The sequence below is a fragment of the Actinoalloteichus hoggarensis genome (genome assembly GCF_002234535.1).
Taxonomy (GTDB): Bacteria; Actinomycetota; Actinomycetes; order Mycobacteriales; family Pseudonocardiaceae; genus Actinoalloteichus_A; species Actinoalloteichus_A hoggarensis.
The window spans coordinates 3,110,966-3,126,671 of record NZ_CP022521.1; the positions used below are offsets into that span (position 1 = coordinate 3,110,966).

At 72.0% G+C, this 15,706-nt stretch carries 14 protein-coding genes; 6 read left to right on the forward strand and 8 right to left on the reverse strand.

Features of this window, described 5'->3' with window-relative positions; all coding sequences use genetic code 11:
• Positions 1-34 precede the first annotated feature (34 nt).
• Positions 35-1,303 (forward strand): COG1470 family protein, encoded by a 1,269-nt coding sequence (locus AHOG_RS13660; RefSeq protein WP_093941693.1) that lies wholly within the window; start codon positions 35-37, stop codon positions 1,301-1,303.
• 532 nt (positions 1,304-1,835) lie between these two features.
• On the opposite strand, the gene AHOG_RS13665 is transcribed toward AHOG_RS13660, so the two are convergent.
• Positions 1,836-2,306: a MarR family winged helix-turn-helix transcriptional regulator gene (locus AHOG_RS13665; RefSeq protein ID WP_093941694.1), complete on the reverse strand. Its 471-nt coding sequence runs from the start codon at positions 2,304-2,306 to the stop codon at positions 1,836-1,838.
• A gap of 75 nt (positions 2,307-2,381) precedes the next feature.
• On the opposite strand from AHOG_RS13665, the gene AHOG_RS13670 reads away from it, so the two are divergent.
• Complete coding sequence (locus AHOG_RS13670) at positions 2,382-2,822, forward strand: DUF5313 family protein (RefSeq protein ID WP_093941695.1); 441 nt, start codon at positions 2,382-2,384, stop codon at positions 2,820-2,822.
• A gap of 70 nt (positions 2,823-2,892) precedes the next feature.
• Positions 2,893-3,513 (forward strand): L-threonylcarbamoyladenylate synthase, encoded by a 621-nt coding sequence (locus AHOG_RS13675; RefSeq protein WP_093941696.1) that lies wholly within the window; start codon positions 2,893-2,895, stop codon positions 3,511-3,513.
• Between the two features lie 100 nt (positions 3,514-3,613).
• On the opposite strand, the gene AHOG_RS13680 is transcribed toward AHOG_RS13675, so the two are convergent.
• The 6 genes from AHOG_RS13680 to AHOG_RS13705 all read right to left on the reverse strand — a co-directional run bounded on the left by AHOG_RS13680 (position 3,614) and on the right by AHOG_RS13705 (position 10,232).
• Positions 3,614-4,495 (reverse strand): ABC transporter ATP-binding protein, encoded by an 882-nt coding sequence (locus AHOG_RS13680; protein ID WP_093941697.1) that lies wholly within the window; start codon positions 4,493-4,495, stop codon positions 3,614-3,616.
• Positions 4,492-5,580 carry a FecCD family ABC transporter permease gene (locus AHOG_RS13685; RefSeq protein ID WP_093941698.1) on the reverse strand — a complete coding sequence of 363 codons (1,089 nt, stop codon included), beginning with the start codon at positions 5,578-5,580 and terminating at the stop codon, positions 4,492-4,494. The genes AHOG_RS13680 and AHOG_RS13685 overlap by 4 nt, the downstream gene beginning before the upstream one ends.
• Positions 5,577-6,707 carry a FecCD family ABC transporter permease gene (locus AHOG_RS13690; protein ID WP_093941699.1) on the reverse strand — a complete coding sequence of 377 codons (1,131 nt, stop codon included), beginning with the start codon at positions 6,705-6,707 and terminating at the stop codon, positions 5,577-5,579. The genes AHOG_RS13685 and AHOG_RS13690 overlap by 4 nt, the downstream gene beginning before the upstream one ends.
• A gap of 34 nt (positions 6,708-6,741) precedes the next feature.
• The gene (locus AHOG_RS13695; RefSeq protein WP_093941700.1) at positions 6,742-7,773 is read right to left on the reverse strand and encodes an iron-siderophore ABC transporter substrate-binding protein; all 1,032 of its coding nucleotides are present in this window, start codon (positions 7,771-7,773) and stop codon (positions 6,742-6,744) included.
• Between the two features lie 928 nt (positions 7,774-8,701).
• Positions 8,702-9,364: a 4'-phosphopantetheinyl transferase family protein gene (locus AHOG_RS13700; RefSeq protein ID WP_093941701.1), complete on the reverse strand. Its 663-nt coding sequence runs from the start codon at positions 9,362-9,364 to the stop codon at positions 8,702-8,704.
• 97 nt (positions 9,365-9,461) lie between these two features.
• Positions 9,462-10,232: a thioesterase II family protein gene (locus AHOG_RS13705; RefSeq protein WP_093941702.1), complete on the reverse strand. Its 771-nt coding sequence runs from the start codon at positions 10,230-10,232 to the stop codon at positions 9,462-9,464.
• 346 nt (positions 10,233-10,578) lie between these two features.
• Here AHOG_RS13705 and AHOG_RS13710 point away from each other — a divergent pair, with 346 nt between their 5' ends.
• Both AHOG_RS13710 and AHOG_RS13715 read left to right on the forward strand, forming a co-directional pair.
• Positions 10,579-11,220, forward strand: a complete 642-nt coding sequence (locus tag AHOG_RS13710) for a TetR/AcrR family transcriptional regulator (protein ID WP_093941703.1) — start codon at positions 10,579-10,581, stop codon at positions 11,218-11,220.
• An 810-nt stretch (positions 11,221-12,030) separates the two neighbouring features.
• Entirely contained in the window at positions 12,031-13,665 is a 1,635-nt protein-coding gene (locus AHOG_RS13715) for an MFS transporter (RefSeq protein ID WP_093941704.1), read from the forward strand.
• 383 nt (positions 13,666-14,048) lie between these two features.
• Here the strand turns inward: AHOG_RS13715 and AHOG_RS13720 are convergent, their stop codons facing one another.
• Entirely contained in the window at positions 14,049-14,837 is a 789-nt protein-coding gene (locus AHOG_RS13720; RefSeq protein ID WP_093941705.1) for an SDR family oxidoreductase, read from the reverse strand.
• Between the two features lie 232 nt (positions 14,838-15,069).
• On the opposite strand from AHOG_RS13720, the gene AHOG_RS13725 reads away from it, so the two are divergent.
• The gene (locus AHOG_RS13725) at positions 15,070-15,672 is read left to right on the forward strand and encodes a TetR/AcrR family transcriptional regulator (protein WP_245856751.1); all 603 of its coding nucleotides are present in this window, start codon (positions 15,070-15,072) and stop codon (positions 15,670-15,672) included.
• The last annotated feature ends 34 nt before the right edge of the window (positions 15,673-15,706 follow it).

Consider the following 15,706-nt stretch of genomic DNA (forward strand, 5'->3'; position numbering starts at 1 on the left):
CCGCAGGTCGCCTCTCGGACAAGGACACGCCCTGATGACCGCCGTGCACCGCAGACTCCGCCTGCCCCGCCGTGCCGCCGCCGATCCGGTGTCGCAGGCACCGTCGGCCGTCGACAGTCGAGCCACGCGACGCTCGCCGAAGGCGGGCCTGCGGCGCATCCTGACCGCCGGCCTGCTCGTCATCACGATGTCGGCGGCGCCCGCCGGCGCCGCGGCCCGGCCGGCCGCTCCCGCGCCCGCCGCTCAGTCCGACGGTGTGGGAAGGACGACCTGGGCGGTCGAACCCTCCGACGGCGAGGCTCCCGACGGCCGGGTCTCCTTCCGGCACGAGGTCGAGCCCGGTGCTGAGGCCGCCGACCACGTCGTGATCACCAACTTCAGCCCGCACCCGGCGACGTTCGAGGTGCACGCGGGCGACGGCGTCGTGACCTCCGACGGCCGATTCGACCTGCTCGCGGAGGACGCCGACAGCGGGGCGGCAGGTGCGGAGGAGGGTGACCCGGCGGCGACCGGCCCCGCCTCCTGGATCTCACTGGACGGCAGCGCCCCCGGCGAATCGGTGACGGTGGAGATCGACGCGGACTCCTCGGCGACCGTCCCGTTCGTCATCGCCCCGCCCGCCGACGCGACGCCGGGGGACCACCCGGCGGGCATCACCGCCACACTGCGCACCGACGGCGACGTGATGGCCTTCACGACCAGGGTCGGGGCCCGGATACATCTGCGTGTCGCGGGCGAGGTGGTGCCCGGTCTCGCCGTTCACGACGTCCAGGTCGCCTACACGCCGTCCTGGAACCCGTTCGCGCCGGGCAGCACGCGCCTGGACTACACGATCCGTAACGAGGGCAACGTCCGAATCGGAGCCGAGCAGGCCGTCACGGTCCGCGGTCCCTTCGGCTGGGGCGCCCTCGACGGCGACGCCGAGGCGATCCGGGAGATCCTGCCCGGTCAGTCGGTGCGGAGCAGCGTCGTCGTCGACGGAACATGGCCGCTGGGCAGGCTGACCTCGGACATCGAGGCCACTCCGCTCGTGGTCGGCGAGGACGTCGTCGACGCCGACCTCACGGCGGCGTCCGCTTCGAGCACCGTCTGGGGGCTGCCCTTCGCGCAACTGCTGCTCCTACTCGTCCTGGCAGGCGTCGTGCTCTGGTGGCGGACGGCCCGGCGACGCGGCCACGCCAGGACCGAGGCTCGCGTGGAGGCGCGGGTGGCCGAGGCGCTGGCGGCCTCTCACGCGGGGGAGCCGAGCGGGAAGACGGACGGATCGGCCTCACCTGAAGCCGGTGGTCCCACGGCGTCGTGACGGCGAAGGCGCCTGACGGGCCGATCGCGAGCAGCGAACGATCCGTCGGTATCGGTCCGAGGCTCCTGCGGCCGTCGCCGGTCGATCGGATCACCACCGACGCGCGGTCCCCGCGGGCGGGCGGGTATGACGCCTGCCGAGGCCCTGCCCGCACGGCCGTGCGGCGGGCGGCGGCGGGTGGATCGAGTCGCTCATAACTCGCCAGACGAGGTCGACCGGGCGCTCCGCATGGCGGCGGCCCGCATCCGGTGAGGAAGCGCTGTCGCCGTACCCGCGTATCCGCCTGCCTGCCCTGCGGCCGCCGATCTCCGAGCGGAGTGCCACGGCGCCGTGGCGGCCACGGCGTGGAGGCCGGGCGGGCCGCCGAGCGCGGTCGGAGACCGCGACATGAGTCTCGTCGACCACGTCGAGCCTGCGGGCCCCACGCCGGTCAGCCGACGACCGGGGCCGGGCCGTGTCGACCTCCCTCGTGTCGACTCGCCGAGCGTCGACTCGCCTCGCGGCGGGGCCGCCCCGTCGGCCGAGCCGTCGTTCAGTCCGACTCGGCGGGCGGCTCGGCGGGTGAGGCGGCGGCGATGATCCAGTTCAGCGCGGTGTGGAGCTGCTGGAGCTCGGCGACGTCGGCCCCCAGGATGTCGACGACCCGGTAGGGGATCTTCTCCGCCTCCTCGCGCAGCCGGGTGCCCGCGTCGGTCAACTGCACCAGCAGCTCACGTTCGTCGGCTCGATTGCGCTGTCGGGAGAGATAGCCGACGGCCTCCAGCCGCTTCAACATCGGCGACAGGGTCGCGGGCTCGGCGTGCAGGGTCCGGCCGAGGTCACGCACCGAACGCGGCGACCGATCCCACAACGCCAGCATGACGAGGTACTGCGGATGGGTGAGCCCCAGCGGCTCCAACAGCGGTCGGTAGACACCGATCACCGCCCGTGAGGCGACCGACAGCGCGAAGCAGACCTGCCGGTCCAACGCGAGGGGGTCGTCCCCGAGATCGATCTCCTTCATACGCAACCTCGCCAGGTAGTTAGGGTGCTAAATGTTAGGGTGCTTCGGATGGTAGGACGTGGAGGGGCGCAGTTCATGAGTCGACCTAACCCGATCCAGTGGCTCTGGTACGCCCTCGGTGGACGACTGCCCGAGCGCCTCCGGCCGTGGGTGCTGCACGACGTCACCTGCAAGACCTGGGTGTGGCGGCATGCCGCTCGTGGAACCGTGCTGCTGGGTCCGGTCACGATCCTGTGCCTGCTCATACCCGCCCCCCTGGAGATCCGGCTCTGCATGGGCGGCCTGGCCTCCATCGTCGGCTACTACTTCTACTTCTCCTACGTGGAGGAGAGCTGCGAACTGCGCGCATCCAAACACGGCTACGCCTATGGGATCGCCCGCAGCACCCGAGAGGCGGCCCATGCGGAGGCCAATGCCGCGGCACGAGCCCGGTACCTGGCCATCTACCGGCCGACGGCGCCCGCCGCCGCGCCGACTCGGCACGAGACCGCCCCGGACCGGCTGACTCAGGACTGATGACACCCTCCTCAGAGCATGATCCCGTGCCGTCGACCCAGGGCAGCGTGGCGGGCCTAGACTCCGGCAGATGGCGAAGTACTTCGACGTGCACCCGGCGAACCCGCAACGGCGCACCATCGGCCAGGTGGTCGACATCGTGCGCTCCGACGGCCTGATCGCCTATCCCACCGACTCCTGCTTCGCGCTCGGCGTCCAGCTCGGCAACCGCGACGGCCTCGATCGCATCAGGTCGATCCGGCGGCTCGACGACCGGCATCACTTCACGCTGGTGTGTCGGGATTTCGCGCAGCTCGGACAGTTCGTCCACGTCGGCAACGCCGTCTTCCGCGCGGTCAAGGCCTCGACTCCCGGCGGCTACACCTTCATCCTGCCCGCCACCAAGGAGGTCCCGCGCAGACTGCTGCATCCCAAGAAGAAGACCGTCGGCGTGCGGATTCCCGACCACGTCGTGACCCAGGCGTTGCTGAGCGAACTCGGCGAGCCGCTGCTGTCCAGCACGCTGCTGCTGCCCGATCATGAGGAGCCGCTGACCCAGGGCTGGGAGATCAAGGAGGAGCTCGATCACGTCGTCGACGCGGTCATCGACTCCGGCGACTGCGGCACGGAGCCGACCACCGTGATCGACTTCTCCGACGACGAGCCCGTGATCGTCCGGCGCGGCGCGGGGGACCCGAGTCGGTTCGAGTAATCCGAGGACGAGTCTCGACGCCGGTGTCCTCGCCGCCATGTCGACTCGGCCGCGGCGAGTTCGAGACCGCGAGGCCCGGCGGGTCGGACCCGTCCCTCGGCTACGCCTGCGATCGGTCTCGCGCCGTGGGCAGCGGAATGATCAGCGGGGTCCCGGCATGCGGGTCCACGATGACGTCACAGGCCAGCCCGAAGACCTCGGTGACGAGCTCGGCCGTCAGGATCTGGGACGGCGCCCCCTGCGCCACGATCCGGCCCGCGGCCATCACGACGAGATGGGTGGCGTAGCGCGCCGCCTGGTTCAGGTCGTGCAGCACCGCGACGATGGTGCGCCCGGCCAGGTGCAGCCGGGCGCACAGCTCCAGCAGCTCGTACTGGTGGGAGATGTCGAGGAAGGTCGTCGGCTCGTCGAGCAGGACGATGTCGGTCTCCTGCGCGAGTACCATCGCGAACCAGGCGCGTTGGCGCTGCCCGCCGGACAGTTCGCCCACCTGACGGTCCGCGCTGTCGGTGAGGCCGGTGCTCTCCAACGCTCCGGCCACCGCCGCGTCGTCGGCGTCGCTCCACTGGCGCAGCAGCGAGTGATGCGGATAGCGGCTGCGTCCCACGAGATCGCGGACCGTGATCCGTTCCGGCGCGATCGGCGTCTGCGGCAGCAGCGCCAATCTGCGGGCGACGGCCTTGCCGCGATAGCGACGCAGGCTTCTGCCGTGCAGGATGACGTCGCCCTCTGCGGGCGTGACGATCCGGCCGAGGGCCTTGAGCACGGTGGACTTGCCGCAGCCGTTCGGCCCGACCACCACGGTCAGTCCGGCGCGCGGGACGTCCAGACTCAGCCGCCGCACCACGGGAGCCTCGCCGCCGTAGGCCAGCGTGACGCCTTCGGCACGCAACGACCAGACGTCCTCGTCGTGTCCGATCGCGGCGGTGTCGAGCGCGTCCACCGGCGTCTGCCGGATGCGGTCGCCGTGCAGGCTGGTCATAGCGTGCCCTTCCTCCATTCGCGGATCAGCAGCAGACCCAGGTACAGCCCGCCGATCCCCATGGTGTAGATGCCCACCGGCAGGCCGTCGCCCAGCGGCGAGTGCTGCGCGCCCAGATCGGCCAGCACGAGCAGCAGCGCGCCGGTCAAGCCGGCCAGGGCCAGATTGGGGCCCGGTGTCCGCGAGAGCCGCCTGGCGATGTTGGGTGCGGTGAGCGCGATGAACGCGACGGGTCCCGCGACGCTGACCGCCGCCGCGGACAAGGCCACGGAGAGCACCACCGCCCACACCCTCGTCGACTGTGGTCGGGCGCCGAAGCCGTTCGCCAGCTCGTCGCCCATCTCGGTCACCGCGACCCGATTCGCCAGGACGAGGACGAACGGGATCGTCAGCACGAGGGCGACGCCGATCGTCGCGGCGTGCTCCCACGACCGCGCCGCCAGGCTCCCGTTGACGTAGGCCGCCACCATCGACGCTCGATCGCGGGCCACCACGAAAACGACGTAGTGAGTGAAGGCGGTCGCCATCGCGGCCACCGCGACCCCGGCGATGATCAGTCTGCCGGGCTCGCGGAATCCCGTGCCCGTCGACACGTACACCAGCAGCACCGCCGCCGCGCCTCCCACGACCGCGCCGATCGACACGGGCAGCAGGCCGGGAACCAGCAGGGCGAAGAACGCCACGCCCGCGCCCGCCCCCGCGCCGACCCCGATCACGTCCGGGCTGCCCAGTGGGTTGCGGGCGACGGACTGGAACAGCGCGCCCGCCAGCCCGAGGGCGATCCCGGTGCCGATCGCCACGACCAGCCGGGGGCCGCGCAGCCGCTCGAGTGCGAACGCGGTCCGCGGGTCGATCGCACCGGTGAACGCGGCGAAGAGGTCGGACAGCGGGACACCGAGCCGTCCCAGTGACAGCGTCGCCACCGAGGCGACGAGCGTCGCGAGCACGAGCAGCAGCGCCACGACCAGCGATCTCGGCCGTACCGGCAACGCCACCGCCGAGCCGAGCCGCAGTACCGTCCTGCGTTCGATCCGCGTCGGCCGAGCCCGCACGGCGGAGGCGGTGTCCGTCGGAGGCGGCGTCATGAGGCGGTTCCCTTCATCCGACGCACCGCCAGCAGCAGGAACGGCGCCCCCGCGAAGGCCGCGACGACGCCGACCAGAAGTTCCTGAGGACGCAGCAGCACCCGTCCCACCACGTCGGCCGCCAGCAGCATGATCGGTCCGAGAACCAGGGCACAGGGCAGCTGCCTACGGAAGTCGACGCCCACCAGCGCGCGCACGATGTGCGGGACGGCGAGGCCGATGAACGCGATCGGGCCCGCGGCCGCCGTGGCCGCCGCGCTGAGCAGCACCGCCGAGGCAAGGCCCGCCGAACGGACCAGCGTCGCGTTGATCCCCAGCGACGAGGCGGTCTCGTCGCCGAGCGCCAGCGCGTTCAACGCGGGCGTCAGCAGCAGGGCCGTCGCCATTCCCACCACCGCGAACGGCAGGACGGCCAGCACCACGTCGAAGTCTCGACCGGCGAGCGACCCGACCACCCAGTGGCGGTAGCCGTCGAACACCTCCGGCATGCTGAGCGTGATCGCCTGAATGTAGGCGGTCAGCACCGCCGAGACCACCGCGCCCGCCAGCACCAGCCGGACCAGCCCCGACGCTGGGCCGGCCGCCCCGATCACGTAGACGAGCAGGCCGGCGAGGATCGCTCCGGGCAGCGCCCACCAGACCGCGGCCGCCGCCGCACCGGCGCCGAGCAGCATCGTCGCGGTCACGATCCCCGCCGCCGCGCCCATGTTGATGCCCAGCAGTCCCGGCTCGGCGAGCGGGTTCCGCGTGACCGCCTGGAGCAGGGTCCCGGCGACGGCGAGCCCGGCTCCGGCCAGGACGCCCAACAGCGTGCGCGGATACCGGCTCTCGATCACCGTGGTGAGGAACGGATCCGCGGTGCCGCCGAACACCGCCATCACGTCGGCCGGGGTGGTCACCTTGGAACCGAGGACCAGGCTGGCCAGGACCGTGCAGGCCAGCAGCGCCAGGCCGACGCCGAGCAGCAGCACGTACCGGCGCGTGCCCGCGCCACGCCGTCGATCGTGGCGTGGCGACGGGCCGGGCGCTCCCGCCGTCGGACTCGCCGGGGAGCTCGGCGCGGGGCCTGCCGCCGGGGGAGGGGACGCCCCGGCGGAACCGGCGGGCAGCGGTGATTCAGTCGTCATCGGGAACCCGGAGGTCGCGTCGGATCGGGGTCGGTCAGCCGATTCGGGAGATCGCGTCGTCGATCATCGGCAGGTAGCGGTCGATCGTCCACGGGACGGTCAGCGGGTTGATCATCGACGAGGCCGTGACGAAGGGGTTCTCGTCGCTGGCCACCAGCGAATCGCGGGAGACGGCGGGGATCGCCGCGTACAACGGCTGCTCTTCCGTCTCGGCTCGGGACTCGGGATCGGAGTAGAAGGTGAACACGAGATCGCTGTCGGCGAGCTGGTCGGCCTGTTCCAGACCGATCAACGCCGAGTCGGTTCCCTCGGTCTCGGGGAACGTCTCGACCACAGGGTCCACGGTCAGGCCCAGTCCGCTCACCATCGCGACCCGCTGTTCGTCGGGCAGGAAGACGCCGAGCGTGCCCGGGCCCGAGGTGTAGATGTAGGAGAACGTGATGTCGGCGTACTCGGGGCGCGAGGCCGCGGCCTCGGAGAACTGATCCTCGATGTCGGTGATCAACGCGGCCGCCTCGTCGGGCATGCCCAGTGCCCGACCGATGAGTTCGATCTGCTCGTCCCAGTCGGTGCTCCAGGCCAGATCCGGGTAGGCCACGGTGGGGGCGATGTCGTTCAGGATGTCGAACTGCTCCTGGGTGATGCCCGACCAGGGCGCCAGGATCACGTCGGGGGCCAGCTCGACGATCGCGGGGAAGTCGATGTCCTCACCGCCGGTGAACTGCTCCGGCAGCTCGTCGCCTGCCTCGGTGACCGCCTCGTGCACCCAGGGCAGATAGCCGGTCTCGTCGCTGCCCCAGTCGTAGCGCTCGACGCCCACGGGGGGCCGGCCCAGCGCGATCGCGGTCTCCGTGGAACCCTGCCCGAGGGTGACGACCCGCTCGGGGCTCTCGGTGATCTCCGCCTCGCCCAAGGCGCTCTCGATCACGATCGGGAAGGTCTCGTCACCCGTGCTCGTCGTGGTGTCGCCGTGGTCGTCGGTTCCGGTCGAGCAGCCCGCCAGCGCGATGACCGCCGCCGCGATCAGGGCACCCGCGGTCCGACGTCGACCCAGCACGGAGTTCATCGATGGTTCCTCGTTCTCGTCCCAGTAGGTGGTGCACGGCGGGCGAGGCCCGCGGTGCACAATGCGGTGCGGCACTCGGCCTCGGATGCGGGCCGCCGCACCGCCTGCGTAGTTGATGAAGGTTAGACTAACCTAACCTGCTGGTTCTCTTCGATGGGATCTTCGGTGGCCTGAGTCACCTGCGCCGCCGACCGCACCGTCCTGGCGAGGCGGACCGTCCGAGTCGGGCACGTCACGAATGACCGGCTCGGACTCGCGCGACGGGCAGTCCCCCCAGGTGCGGTGCGCTCCGTCGCCGCGCGGATCACGCCGATCCGGTGCCGCCGGCCTGAAGCACCACCCCGGCGCCTTCCGTCCGTGCAGGTGCCGACACCGGGAAGGCCGGGCACTCCGCGGCGTGGAGGGGAGCGCGTCGCGCGCGGCACGCCGCCGGAGAAGCGCACGGCACGGCCTCTCGGTCTGACGCCGCCGCGCGTCCGACGGACCGGGGCGACGCGGCGTGTCACTCGAGCGGGGCGACACTCGACGACGGCGCGGACGTCGCCGGGAGCCGGTCGGCGAGCCGGCTCCGCCCACCGGTCACCACGGGAGCGCCGCGCCCGCATGTTCTCCGCCAGCCACGGCGCCGACACCACGCCGTCGCGACGACCCCGGACGCGAGGATGCCCACACTCCCGGGCTGAGACTCGACGGGCCGAGACTCGACGGGCCGAGACTCGACGGGCCGAGACTCGACGGGCCGAGACTCGACGGGCCGAGACACGACGGGCCGAGACACGACGGCCCGAGACACGACGGGCCGACGACGCCGATCTCCTGGCGCCCCGCCGACCGGTACGGAGTCGATCGCGGCGTGGCCTTGGACGACCGCTCCGACGAGAACCCGCCCGCCCGCCCGCTGCCGTCGCGGCCCGCGTCCTCGGCTCGCCTACTCGGACCGAGGGAGGACGATCGCGGTGATCACCATGCCGTCGTCCACCAGCCAGCGGCCGGTGAAACCCGCCAGCTCGACGCCGTCGACGACGGGGCCGGGAACCAGCAGTCGGGCCCGGAAGACGCCGCCGTCCGGTTCGATGGTGATGTCGGCCTCCTCGAAGCCCAACCAGCGGCCGGTCAGCGGAAACCACGTCTTGTAGACGCTCTCCTTGGCGCTGAACAGGATGCGATCCCAGTGCAGGTCCGGCACGACGCGGGTCAGCGCGGCATGGCGATCGCGCTCCGCGGGCAGGGCGATCGCGGTGAGGACGCCGTCCGGCAGCGTGTCGTGGGGCTCGGCGTCGATGCCGATCGACACCACCGCCGACGCTCGGGCCACGGCCGCCGCCCGGTATCCGGCGCAGTGCGTCATGCTTCCCACGACCGCCTCCGGCCATACCGGCGCGCCGCGCTCGCCGGGTAGCAGCGGAGCAGGCCCGAGGCCCAGCTCCGCCATCGCCAGCCGCGCACAATGCCGGACGGTGCGGAACTCCCGCCGCCGCTTGTCCACCGCGGCGGCGATCAGCGCCTCCTCCGCCGGAAACAGCGTCGCCTCCGGCGGATCGTCCCGCCGCTCCACGGCGACGACCTCGGGCGGCAGGATCTTCTCGATCACGGGTTCCCTCTCGGCAGGGCGCGGCTCGACCGCGCTTCGTCGGCGTGGGCGGCTCAGTCGGCCGACCCGCCTCGGGCCGGCCACATCGGCCCCGAGGTCAACCCCTTGCGGACACCGTGCCGGTGAGCAGCGCGGCGATCCGGTCGATCACGGCGTCCGCATGGGCGTTCAAGTAGAAGTGACCGCCGGGGTGGATGGTGAGGTCGAAGCCGCCGTCGGTGTGCTCGGCCCAACGCCGCACCTCCTCGACCGTCGCCTTTGGATCGGCGTCGCCGACGAAGGCATGCACGGGGGTGGCCAGTCGCGGCCCTGGGCGATACCGGTAGGTCTCGGCCGCGCGGTAGTCGGCGCGGATCGACGGCAGCACCATCGCCGCCATCTCCTCGTCGTCGAACAGGCCGGGGCTGGTGCCCCCCAGCCTGGTGACGGCCGCGATCAGTGCGGCATCGTCCCCGAGGTGGGTGTACTCGTCCTCCCGCGTGGTGATCGGTGCGCGACGACCGGAGGCGAAGAGCCCGACGGGCCGTACACCGCGGTCCTCCAGACGCAGGGCGAGCTCGAAGGCGAGCAGCGCGCCGAGGCTGTGACCGAACAGGCCGAGCGGCTTGTCGCGGAACGGCAGCACGACGTCCACCAGTCGGTCGGCCAGCTCTTCGACCGATTCGAGCGGCTTCTCGGCCAGTCGATCCTGCCTGCCCGGGTACTGCACCGCGAGCGCCTCGACGCCCGGTGACAGTCGGCGGGAGACGGGGAAGAAGTAGCTGGCCGAGCCGCCCGCGTGCGGCAGGCAGAGCAGCCGGGCGGTCGCCGTCGGTGCCGGATGGAAGCGCCGCACCCAGCGGTCGTTCGTGTCGCCGGTCGAGGTCATCGCGGCCCGTGTTCCTTCCCCGGGGGACATGTCATCGAGGATCGTCCCGCGATGATCGCCGGGGGACAAGGACTCGGACGTTCCTCCTCCGCGACACGCCCGCCGTCCGCCTGCGACGGCGAGGCGACGAGTCCGCCCTTCTCGGACGCCGGACGGTGCCGACCTCGTCAGGTCCCGACCGCCACCGACGTCCACGGAGGCCGCGCGCGAGGACTGTGATCCGCACTACCCCCGCATTCCCGGGATCGTCCGCGATCGTCGCCACCCCGTCGGCGACGGAGCCGGAGTAAGGTGCGACGCTCGTGGCAGTCCGGCGGGGCGCCGGAACGAAGCAGAGGATCGGATCATGACCGGGCGCGAGGGGCGCGGAACACGTCCGCGCGGCGGACTGCCTGACAAGCGCAGAGCGATCATCGCCGGCGCCCACGCGGTGTTCGCCAGGGACGGCTACACACGGGCGAGCGTGGACGCCATCTCCGGTGAGGCAGGGGTGTCGACCCGGACGGTCTACAACCATTTCCAGGACAAGGCCGATCTGTTCGAGACGGTCATCCGGGAGAGCGCGGCCAGGGTGGCCGACGCGCACGTCGGGATCATCGACCGCTACTTGACCAGGGTGACGGACCTGGAGACCGACCTCGTCGAGTTCGGTGTCGCCATGGCCGACTCCTGGGCGGTGGACTTCACCGAGCACTCCGCCCTGGTCCGGCAGATCAACGCCGACGCGGGTCACCTGCCCGCCGCCGCCCTCGAAGCGTGGCAGCGGGTGGGGCCGATACGGGTCAGGCGAGAGCTCGCCGGGCGCCTGACACGGCTCGCCGAACGCGGCCTGCTGCGAGTGGACGATCCGCAGACCACCGCGGTGCAGCTCCTCCAGCTGATCTCGATCGACAAGGCGGCGAGGCCGGAACTCGCCGACACCATGACGTCGCAGGCCGAGATGGTGGCCGCGGGCGTTCGGCTCTTCCTGCACGGCTGCGCGGGCTGAGGGGCGCCGCACTCGCGTCGCCGTCGGGCGATCGGGCGTTCTCGCGGTCGTGGCGGCGTGCGTCAGAGACCGGCGTGTCGATGCGTCGCGAACCCGACGTGCGTACCTGCGGGATGTGCCTGTGGTGAACGGCCGGTCCGTCGGCCGCGCCGGAGAGCGCCGACCGTCGCGACGGACGAGACGGCGTCCGATCCGGTCCTTTCGTGCACGGGGCGCCCGCGCCCGGCGCCCTGCGAGGAACGCGAGCCCGGCGACGACCTGTTCGGCCGGGGCGCCCGCGCCCGCACGGTCCTGCGTCGCCTCCGAGTCGCGCACCCGATCCCGTGCCGTGCCGAGGGGGTGTGTGGACGAGATGCGGGTCTGGATGTCCGCCCGTGTGCCCCGCCCGTGGTCGGCGTCGGCGGGACTCGCCGCGATGTCGCGGTCCGGCTCCGATCGCGTCGCGTGCCGTCGTCGACGTGCCGGGACCTGTCGGATCGAGCGACCGGAGCGTCCGGCCCGCGCACCGCCCGCCGACCAGACGCCAGGTGCGGGACCGCGTCACGCGCCGGTCGAGGGCGATCACGGGCCGTCGTCCGGCGTCGGGCACCGATTGGTGACTGATCAGGCCGTGTGCCGTCTCCCGGACCGTCTTCGTCGTGTGGGGACGGAACTCGTAGGAGTGGACACGGTCTCCGGAAGGGACGTCGTGCCTCGGGCGGACTCCGTCTCCGCGGTGGGACCGTCGAGGCGTTCTGTCCGGCGCGCCGCCGGACCGACTTTTGCATCAACCGTTTTACCTGTTGCCATCATCGTTGTACTGTCACTCGGGTGACCGACCCCGCATCTCAGGCCGCCGTGTCCCGCGGCCGATCCACCGTGACCCTGCTGGCCGTGCTGCTCGGCTTTCTGACCCTGCCGATGCTCATGTCCGGGACGACCGTGGCGCTGCCCGGCATCGGCCTCGACCTGGACGCCTCCGGTGCGGCACTGCAGTGGGTGGTCGTCGGCTACTTCCTCGGCGCGGCGTCGCTGATGCTGGTGGCCGGTTCCCTCGGCGATCGATTCGGCAGGCGACGGGTGTTCGCCGCCGGAGCCGCCGTGTACGCGGCGGGCGCGCTGACCAGTGCCCTGGCGCCCGGCATCCTGGTGCTGGACGCGGCGCGCACGCTGTCCGGTCTCGGCGCCGCCGGGGTGATGGCCTGCGGCGGTGCGATCCTCGGAGCGACGTTCACCGGTGCCGCCCGCACCAGGGTCTTCGCCGTGATGGGCACCACGGCGGGGTTGGGGATGGCGCTGGGTCCGTCGCTCGCGGGCTGGCTGGTCGGCACGCTGGGCTGGCGGGGGACCTTCGGCGCCTTCGCCGCCGTCGGCCTGCTGCTCTGGTTCGGGACGCGCTTCATGGCCGAGTCCCGCTCCGCGACGCCTGCCAAGGTGGACGTCCCCGGCGCCCTGCTCTTCGTCGGTGCCATGGTGTCGGCGATGTTCGGCGTCAACCAGGCGGCGGGAACGCCCTGGACGGCGCCGTCCGTCCAGGTCCCGATCGTCGCGGGCCTGCTGCTGTTCGTCGTGTTCGTACTGGTCGAGAGCCGAACACCCGCACCGCTGCTCGACTTCGCCGTGCTTCGGGATCGGCGATTCGTCGGCTGGTGCCTGGCCTGCGCGGTCCTGGCGGCGGCGCCCGCCACCGTGACGATCTTCCTGCCGACCTGGTTGCAGGGGGTGAACGGATCCACGGCACAGGCCACCGGATTGACCATGCTGTTGATGAGCATGCCCCTGCTGGTGATGCCGCAGGTCGGAGCCACACTGATGAACCGGTTCGGCGTCGCGCCGCGCGCCGTCGTGGTCACCAGCCTGCTGCTGATCGCGGGGGGCAACGCCTGGCTCACGGTGCTCCATCCGGGCATCGGCACGGCGGCGCTGGCCGGTCCGCTGGCGACCGTCGGCGTCGGTGCGGGGCTGGCGATCGGCACCGTCGACGCCCAGGCCCTGAACCTCGTCGACCGGGACCGGCTCGGCGTCGCGGCGGGCGTCCTCAACACCGTCCGCGCGAGCAGTTCGACGATGGCCGCCACGGTCATCGGCGCCGCGATGGTCACCCTGCTGACGCTCAGGACCGAAGATGCCGACACCGCCGCACGCATCGCCGCGGGCAACATCTCCGATGCCGAGCACGCGACACGTGCGGCGCAGTACACCGAGGTCTGGCACCTGACGCTGTGGACGGTCGCGATCGGCTGTGTCCTCGCGGCCGCCACGGTGTGGGCGCTGCTGATCCCGTCGCGCTCCGCAAGCACGCCGGCAGGCCCGACGGCGCTCGAGCCGGGCCGTGCGGAGCAGTGCACCGCATCGCACGACATCCCCGCGGCGGGTGTCTCCGCGAGCTCCGGAGACGCGGAAGGCGACCCTCGGCGGGGCGACGCGGTGCGAGACCACCTCGCGGTGCCGGACAGGTCGAGATGAACGGCGCTTCACCGCGACGGCCGCGCTGACCGACGAACGGGGCGGTTCGCTCCGTGGTGCTCGCCGTGACGTGCTCGTCCCGAGCGGGCCGTCGTGCCGCGATCGCGGAGACGCGAGGAGGAAGGGCGGGCCGGGCAGGCGGTGAACGGATCTCCGTCGCTCGGCGGCCGGTCCCGCACGACCGGGTGCGCGGGGCGAGCCGGAGACGGCGTCCACCGCCGGCCGGCCCCGCCGTCATGCGGGACCGGTCATGTCTCGCCGCGGCCGTTTCGTCGAACGAATCCCGCGATGCGGCGAGGCTGCCTGCGCGGGAACGCGGGATCGCATGTCTCGACCCACGGCGGTGCGGGCCCGAGGACGATCGGGCCCGCCCGCGCGACCGGTCACGCGGTCTTGACCGCCCCGCCGTCGATCACGTGATCGGCACCGGTGATGCTGCTCGCGATCGGGGAGGCGAGGAAGGCCACCAGCGCCCCGATCTCCGCCGGTTCGACGAGGCGTCCGGTGACCATGCCCGAGGCCGAGGGCAGCCCGTCGAGCAGCGACTCCAACGGGACGCCTGCCGCGTCCGCGAGAGCCCCTCCGTAGCCGTCGGTCGCCTCCCACATCCTGGTGCGGGTGCTGCCGGGGGAGACGGTGTTGACCCGGACCCCTCGCGGGCCGACCTCGGCGACGAGTGCCTTGCCGAACGCGGTCAGGGCCGCCTTCGCCGTCGTATAGGCGATCGGACCCGCGTGAGGTGTGCGGGCGCTGTTCGAGGAGACGGTGATCACCGCCCCTCGGGAGGCGAGCAGACCGGGCAGCGCGGCCCTGGTCGTGCGTACCGTGCTGGTGAAGTTGAGGTCGAAGGTTCGTTGCCAGTGGTCGTCGTCGAGGTCGGCGAGTCCGCCGAGCGCCGCCACGGGGTCATCGCCGCCGCCGACGTTGTTCACCAGCACATCGATCACGCCGGTCCGCTCGAGCGCGTACTCGACAAGCCGGGCCGGGCCCGCCGGATCGGTGAGGTCGACCGCCAGGGTGTCGGCGCCGGTCGCCGTCAGTTCCGGCGGCACCGTGCGGGACCCGGTGATCACCCGCATTCCCTCGCTCACCAGTGTCGTCACGATCGCCAGACCGATCCCGCGGCTCGCGCCCGTCACGATCGCCGTCTTCCCGTCGAGTCTCAGATCCATGTGCGCCCTTCCGCCGAAATGCAACTCAGTCGAAATGCAACTTAAGAGACGCATGTAGACTAGTAGTTGCTACGCCAGTGATGCAACTTCATGGAGTGAGATGGCCTCGCGGTACCCTGCGGAGCGGCGACTCCGTCTCGGCGGGGATTGAGGTCCGCTCACCGGACCCGGCGCGGTGCGAACGAATCCATCGCGTCGTGATCGGAGTGGGCCCGGCACTCGAGGGAGAACGGTGGAGGCGACCGAGAAGACGATGTTCGGGGGGCGGGCCCGCCGCGCCGATGCCCAGCGCACGGTCTCGACGATCCTCGCCGCCGCCGAGCGTGTCCTCAGCGCGGACCCGGCCGCGACGATGGAACAGATCGCCGTCGCCGCCGGGGTGGCCAGGACGACGGTCCATCGACGCTTCGCCAACCGTGACGCTCTGGTCACCGCCATGAGCACGTGGGCGGCGAGCCGATTCGCCGACGCCGTGGACGCGGCTCGCCCCGAGTCGTCCCCGCCGCTGATCGCCCTGTACCAGGTGACCGCGAACGTGCTGCGCGTCAAGATCGACTGGGCGTACGCGATGAGCCGTCCCGCCGATCCTGACTCCCAGGTCGCTGCGGTGCATGCCGAGGTCGAGCGGCGTTGCGACGGGTTGTTCCGGCGTGCGGCCGAGGCAGGCGTGCTCCGGCAGGACGTCGACCGCACCTGGGCTCGACGTGTGTTCTATGCGCTCATCCACGAGGCTGCCGCGGGCGGGCCCGAGACGATCGACCCGGATGAGAGCGCACAACGAGTCGTCGACACCCTGCTGACCGGGCTCGGCCCCCGGCGACCCGAGAACTCCTGACTCAGACGGCGCGTCGGCGGCGGACCTCGTCGGG

What these genes read in the sequence shown, in the direction of transcription:
- AHOG_RS13660 (WP_093941693.1), top strand. Translation starts at nt 35, where the DNA reads ATGACCGCCGTGCACCGCAGACTCCGCCTGCCCCGCCGTGCCGCCGCC.
- AHOG_RS13665 (WP_093941694.1), bottom strand. Translation starts at nt 2,306, where the DNA reads ATGAAGGAGATCGATCTCGGGGACGACCCCCTCGCGTTGGACCGGCAG.
- AHOG_RS13670 (WP_093941695.1), top strand. Translation starts at nt 2,382, where the DNA reads ATGAGTCGACCTAACCCGATCCAGTGGCTCTGGTACGCCCTCGGTGGA.
- AHOG_RS13675 (WP_093941696.1), top strand. Translation starts at nt 2,893, where the DNA reads ATGGCGAAGTACTTCGACGTGCACCCGGCGAACCCGCAACGGCGCACC.
- AHOG_RS13680 (WP_093941697.1), bottom strand. Translation starts at nt 4,495, where the DNA reads ATGACCAGCCTGCACGGCGACCGCATCCGGCAGACGCCGGTGGACGCG.
- AHOG_RS13685 (WP_093941698.1), bottom strand. Translation starts at nt 5,580, where the DNA reads ATGACGCCGCCTCCGACGGACACCGCCTCCGCCGTGCGGGCTCGGCCG.
- AHOG_RS13690 (WP_093941699.1), bottom strand. Translation starts at nt 6,707, where the DNA reads ATGACGACTGAATCACCGCTGCCCGCCGGTTCCGCCGGGGCGTCCCCT.
- AHOG_RS13695 (WP_093941700.1), bottom strand. Translation starts at nt 7,773, where the DNA reads ATGAACTCCGTGCTGGGTCGACGTCGGACCGCGGGTGCCCTGATCGCG.
- AHOG_RS13705 (WP_093941702.1), bottom strand. Translation starts at nt 10,232, where the DNA reads ATGACCTCGACCGGCGACACGAACGACCGCTGGGTGCGGCGCTTCCAT.
- AHOG_RS13710 (WP_093941703.1), top strand. Translation starts at nt 10,579, where the DNA reads ATGACCGGGCGCGAGGGGCGCGGAACACGTCCGCGCGGCGGACTGCCT.
- AHOG_RS13720 (WP_093941705.1), bottom strand. Translation starts at nt 14,837, where the DNA reads ATGGATCTGAGACTCGACGGGAAGACGGCGATCGTGACGGGCGCGAGC.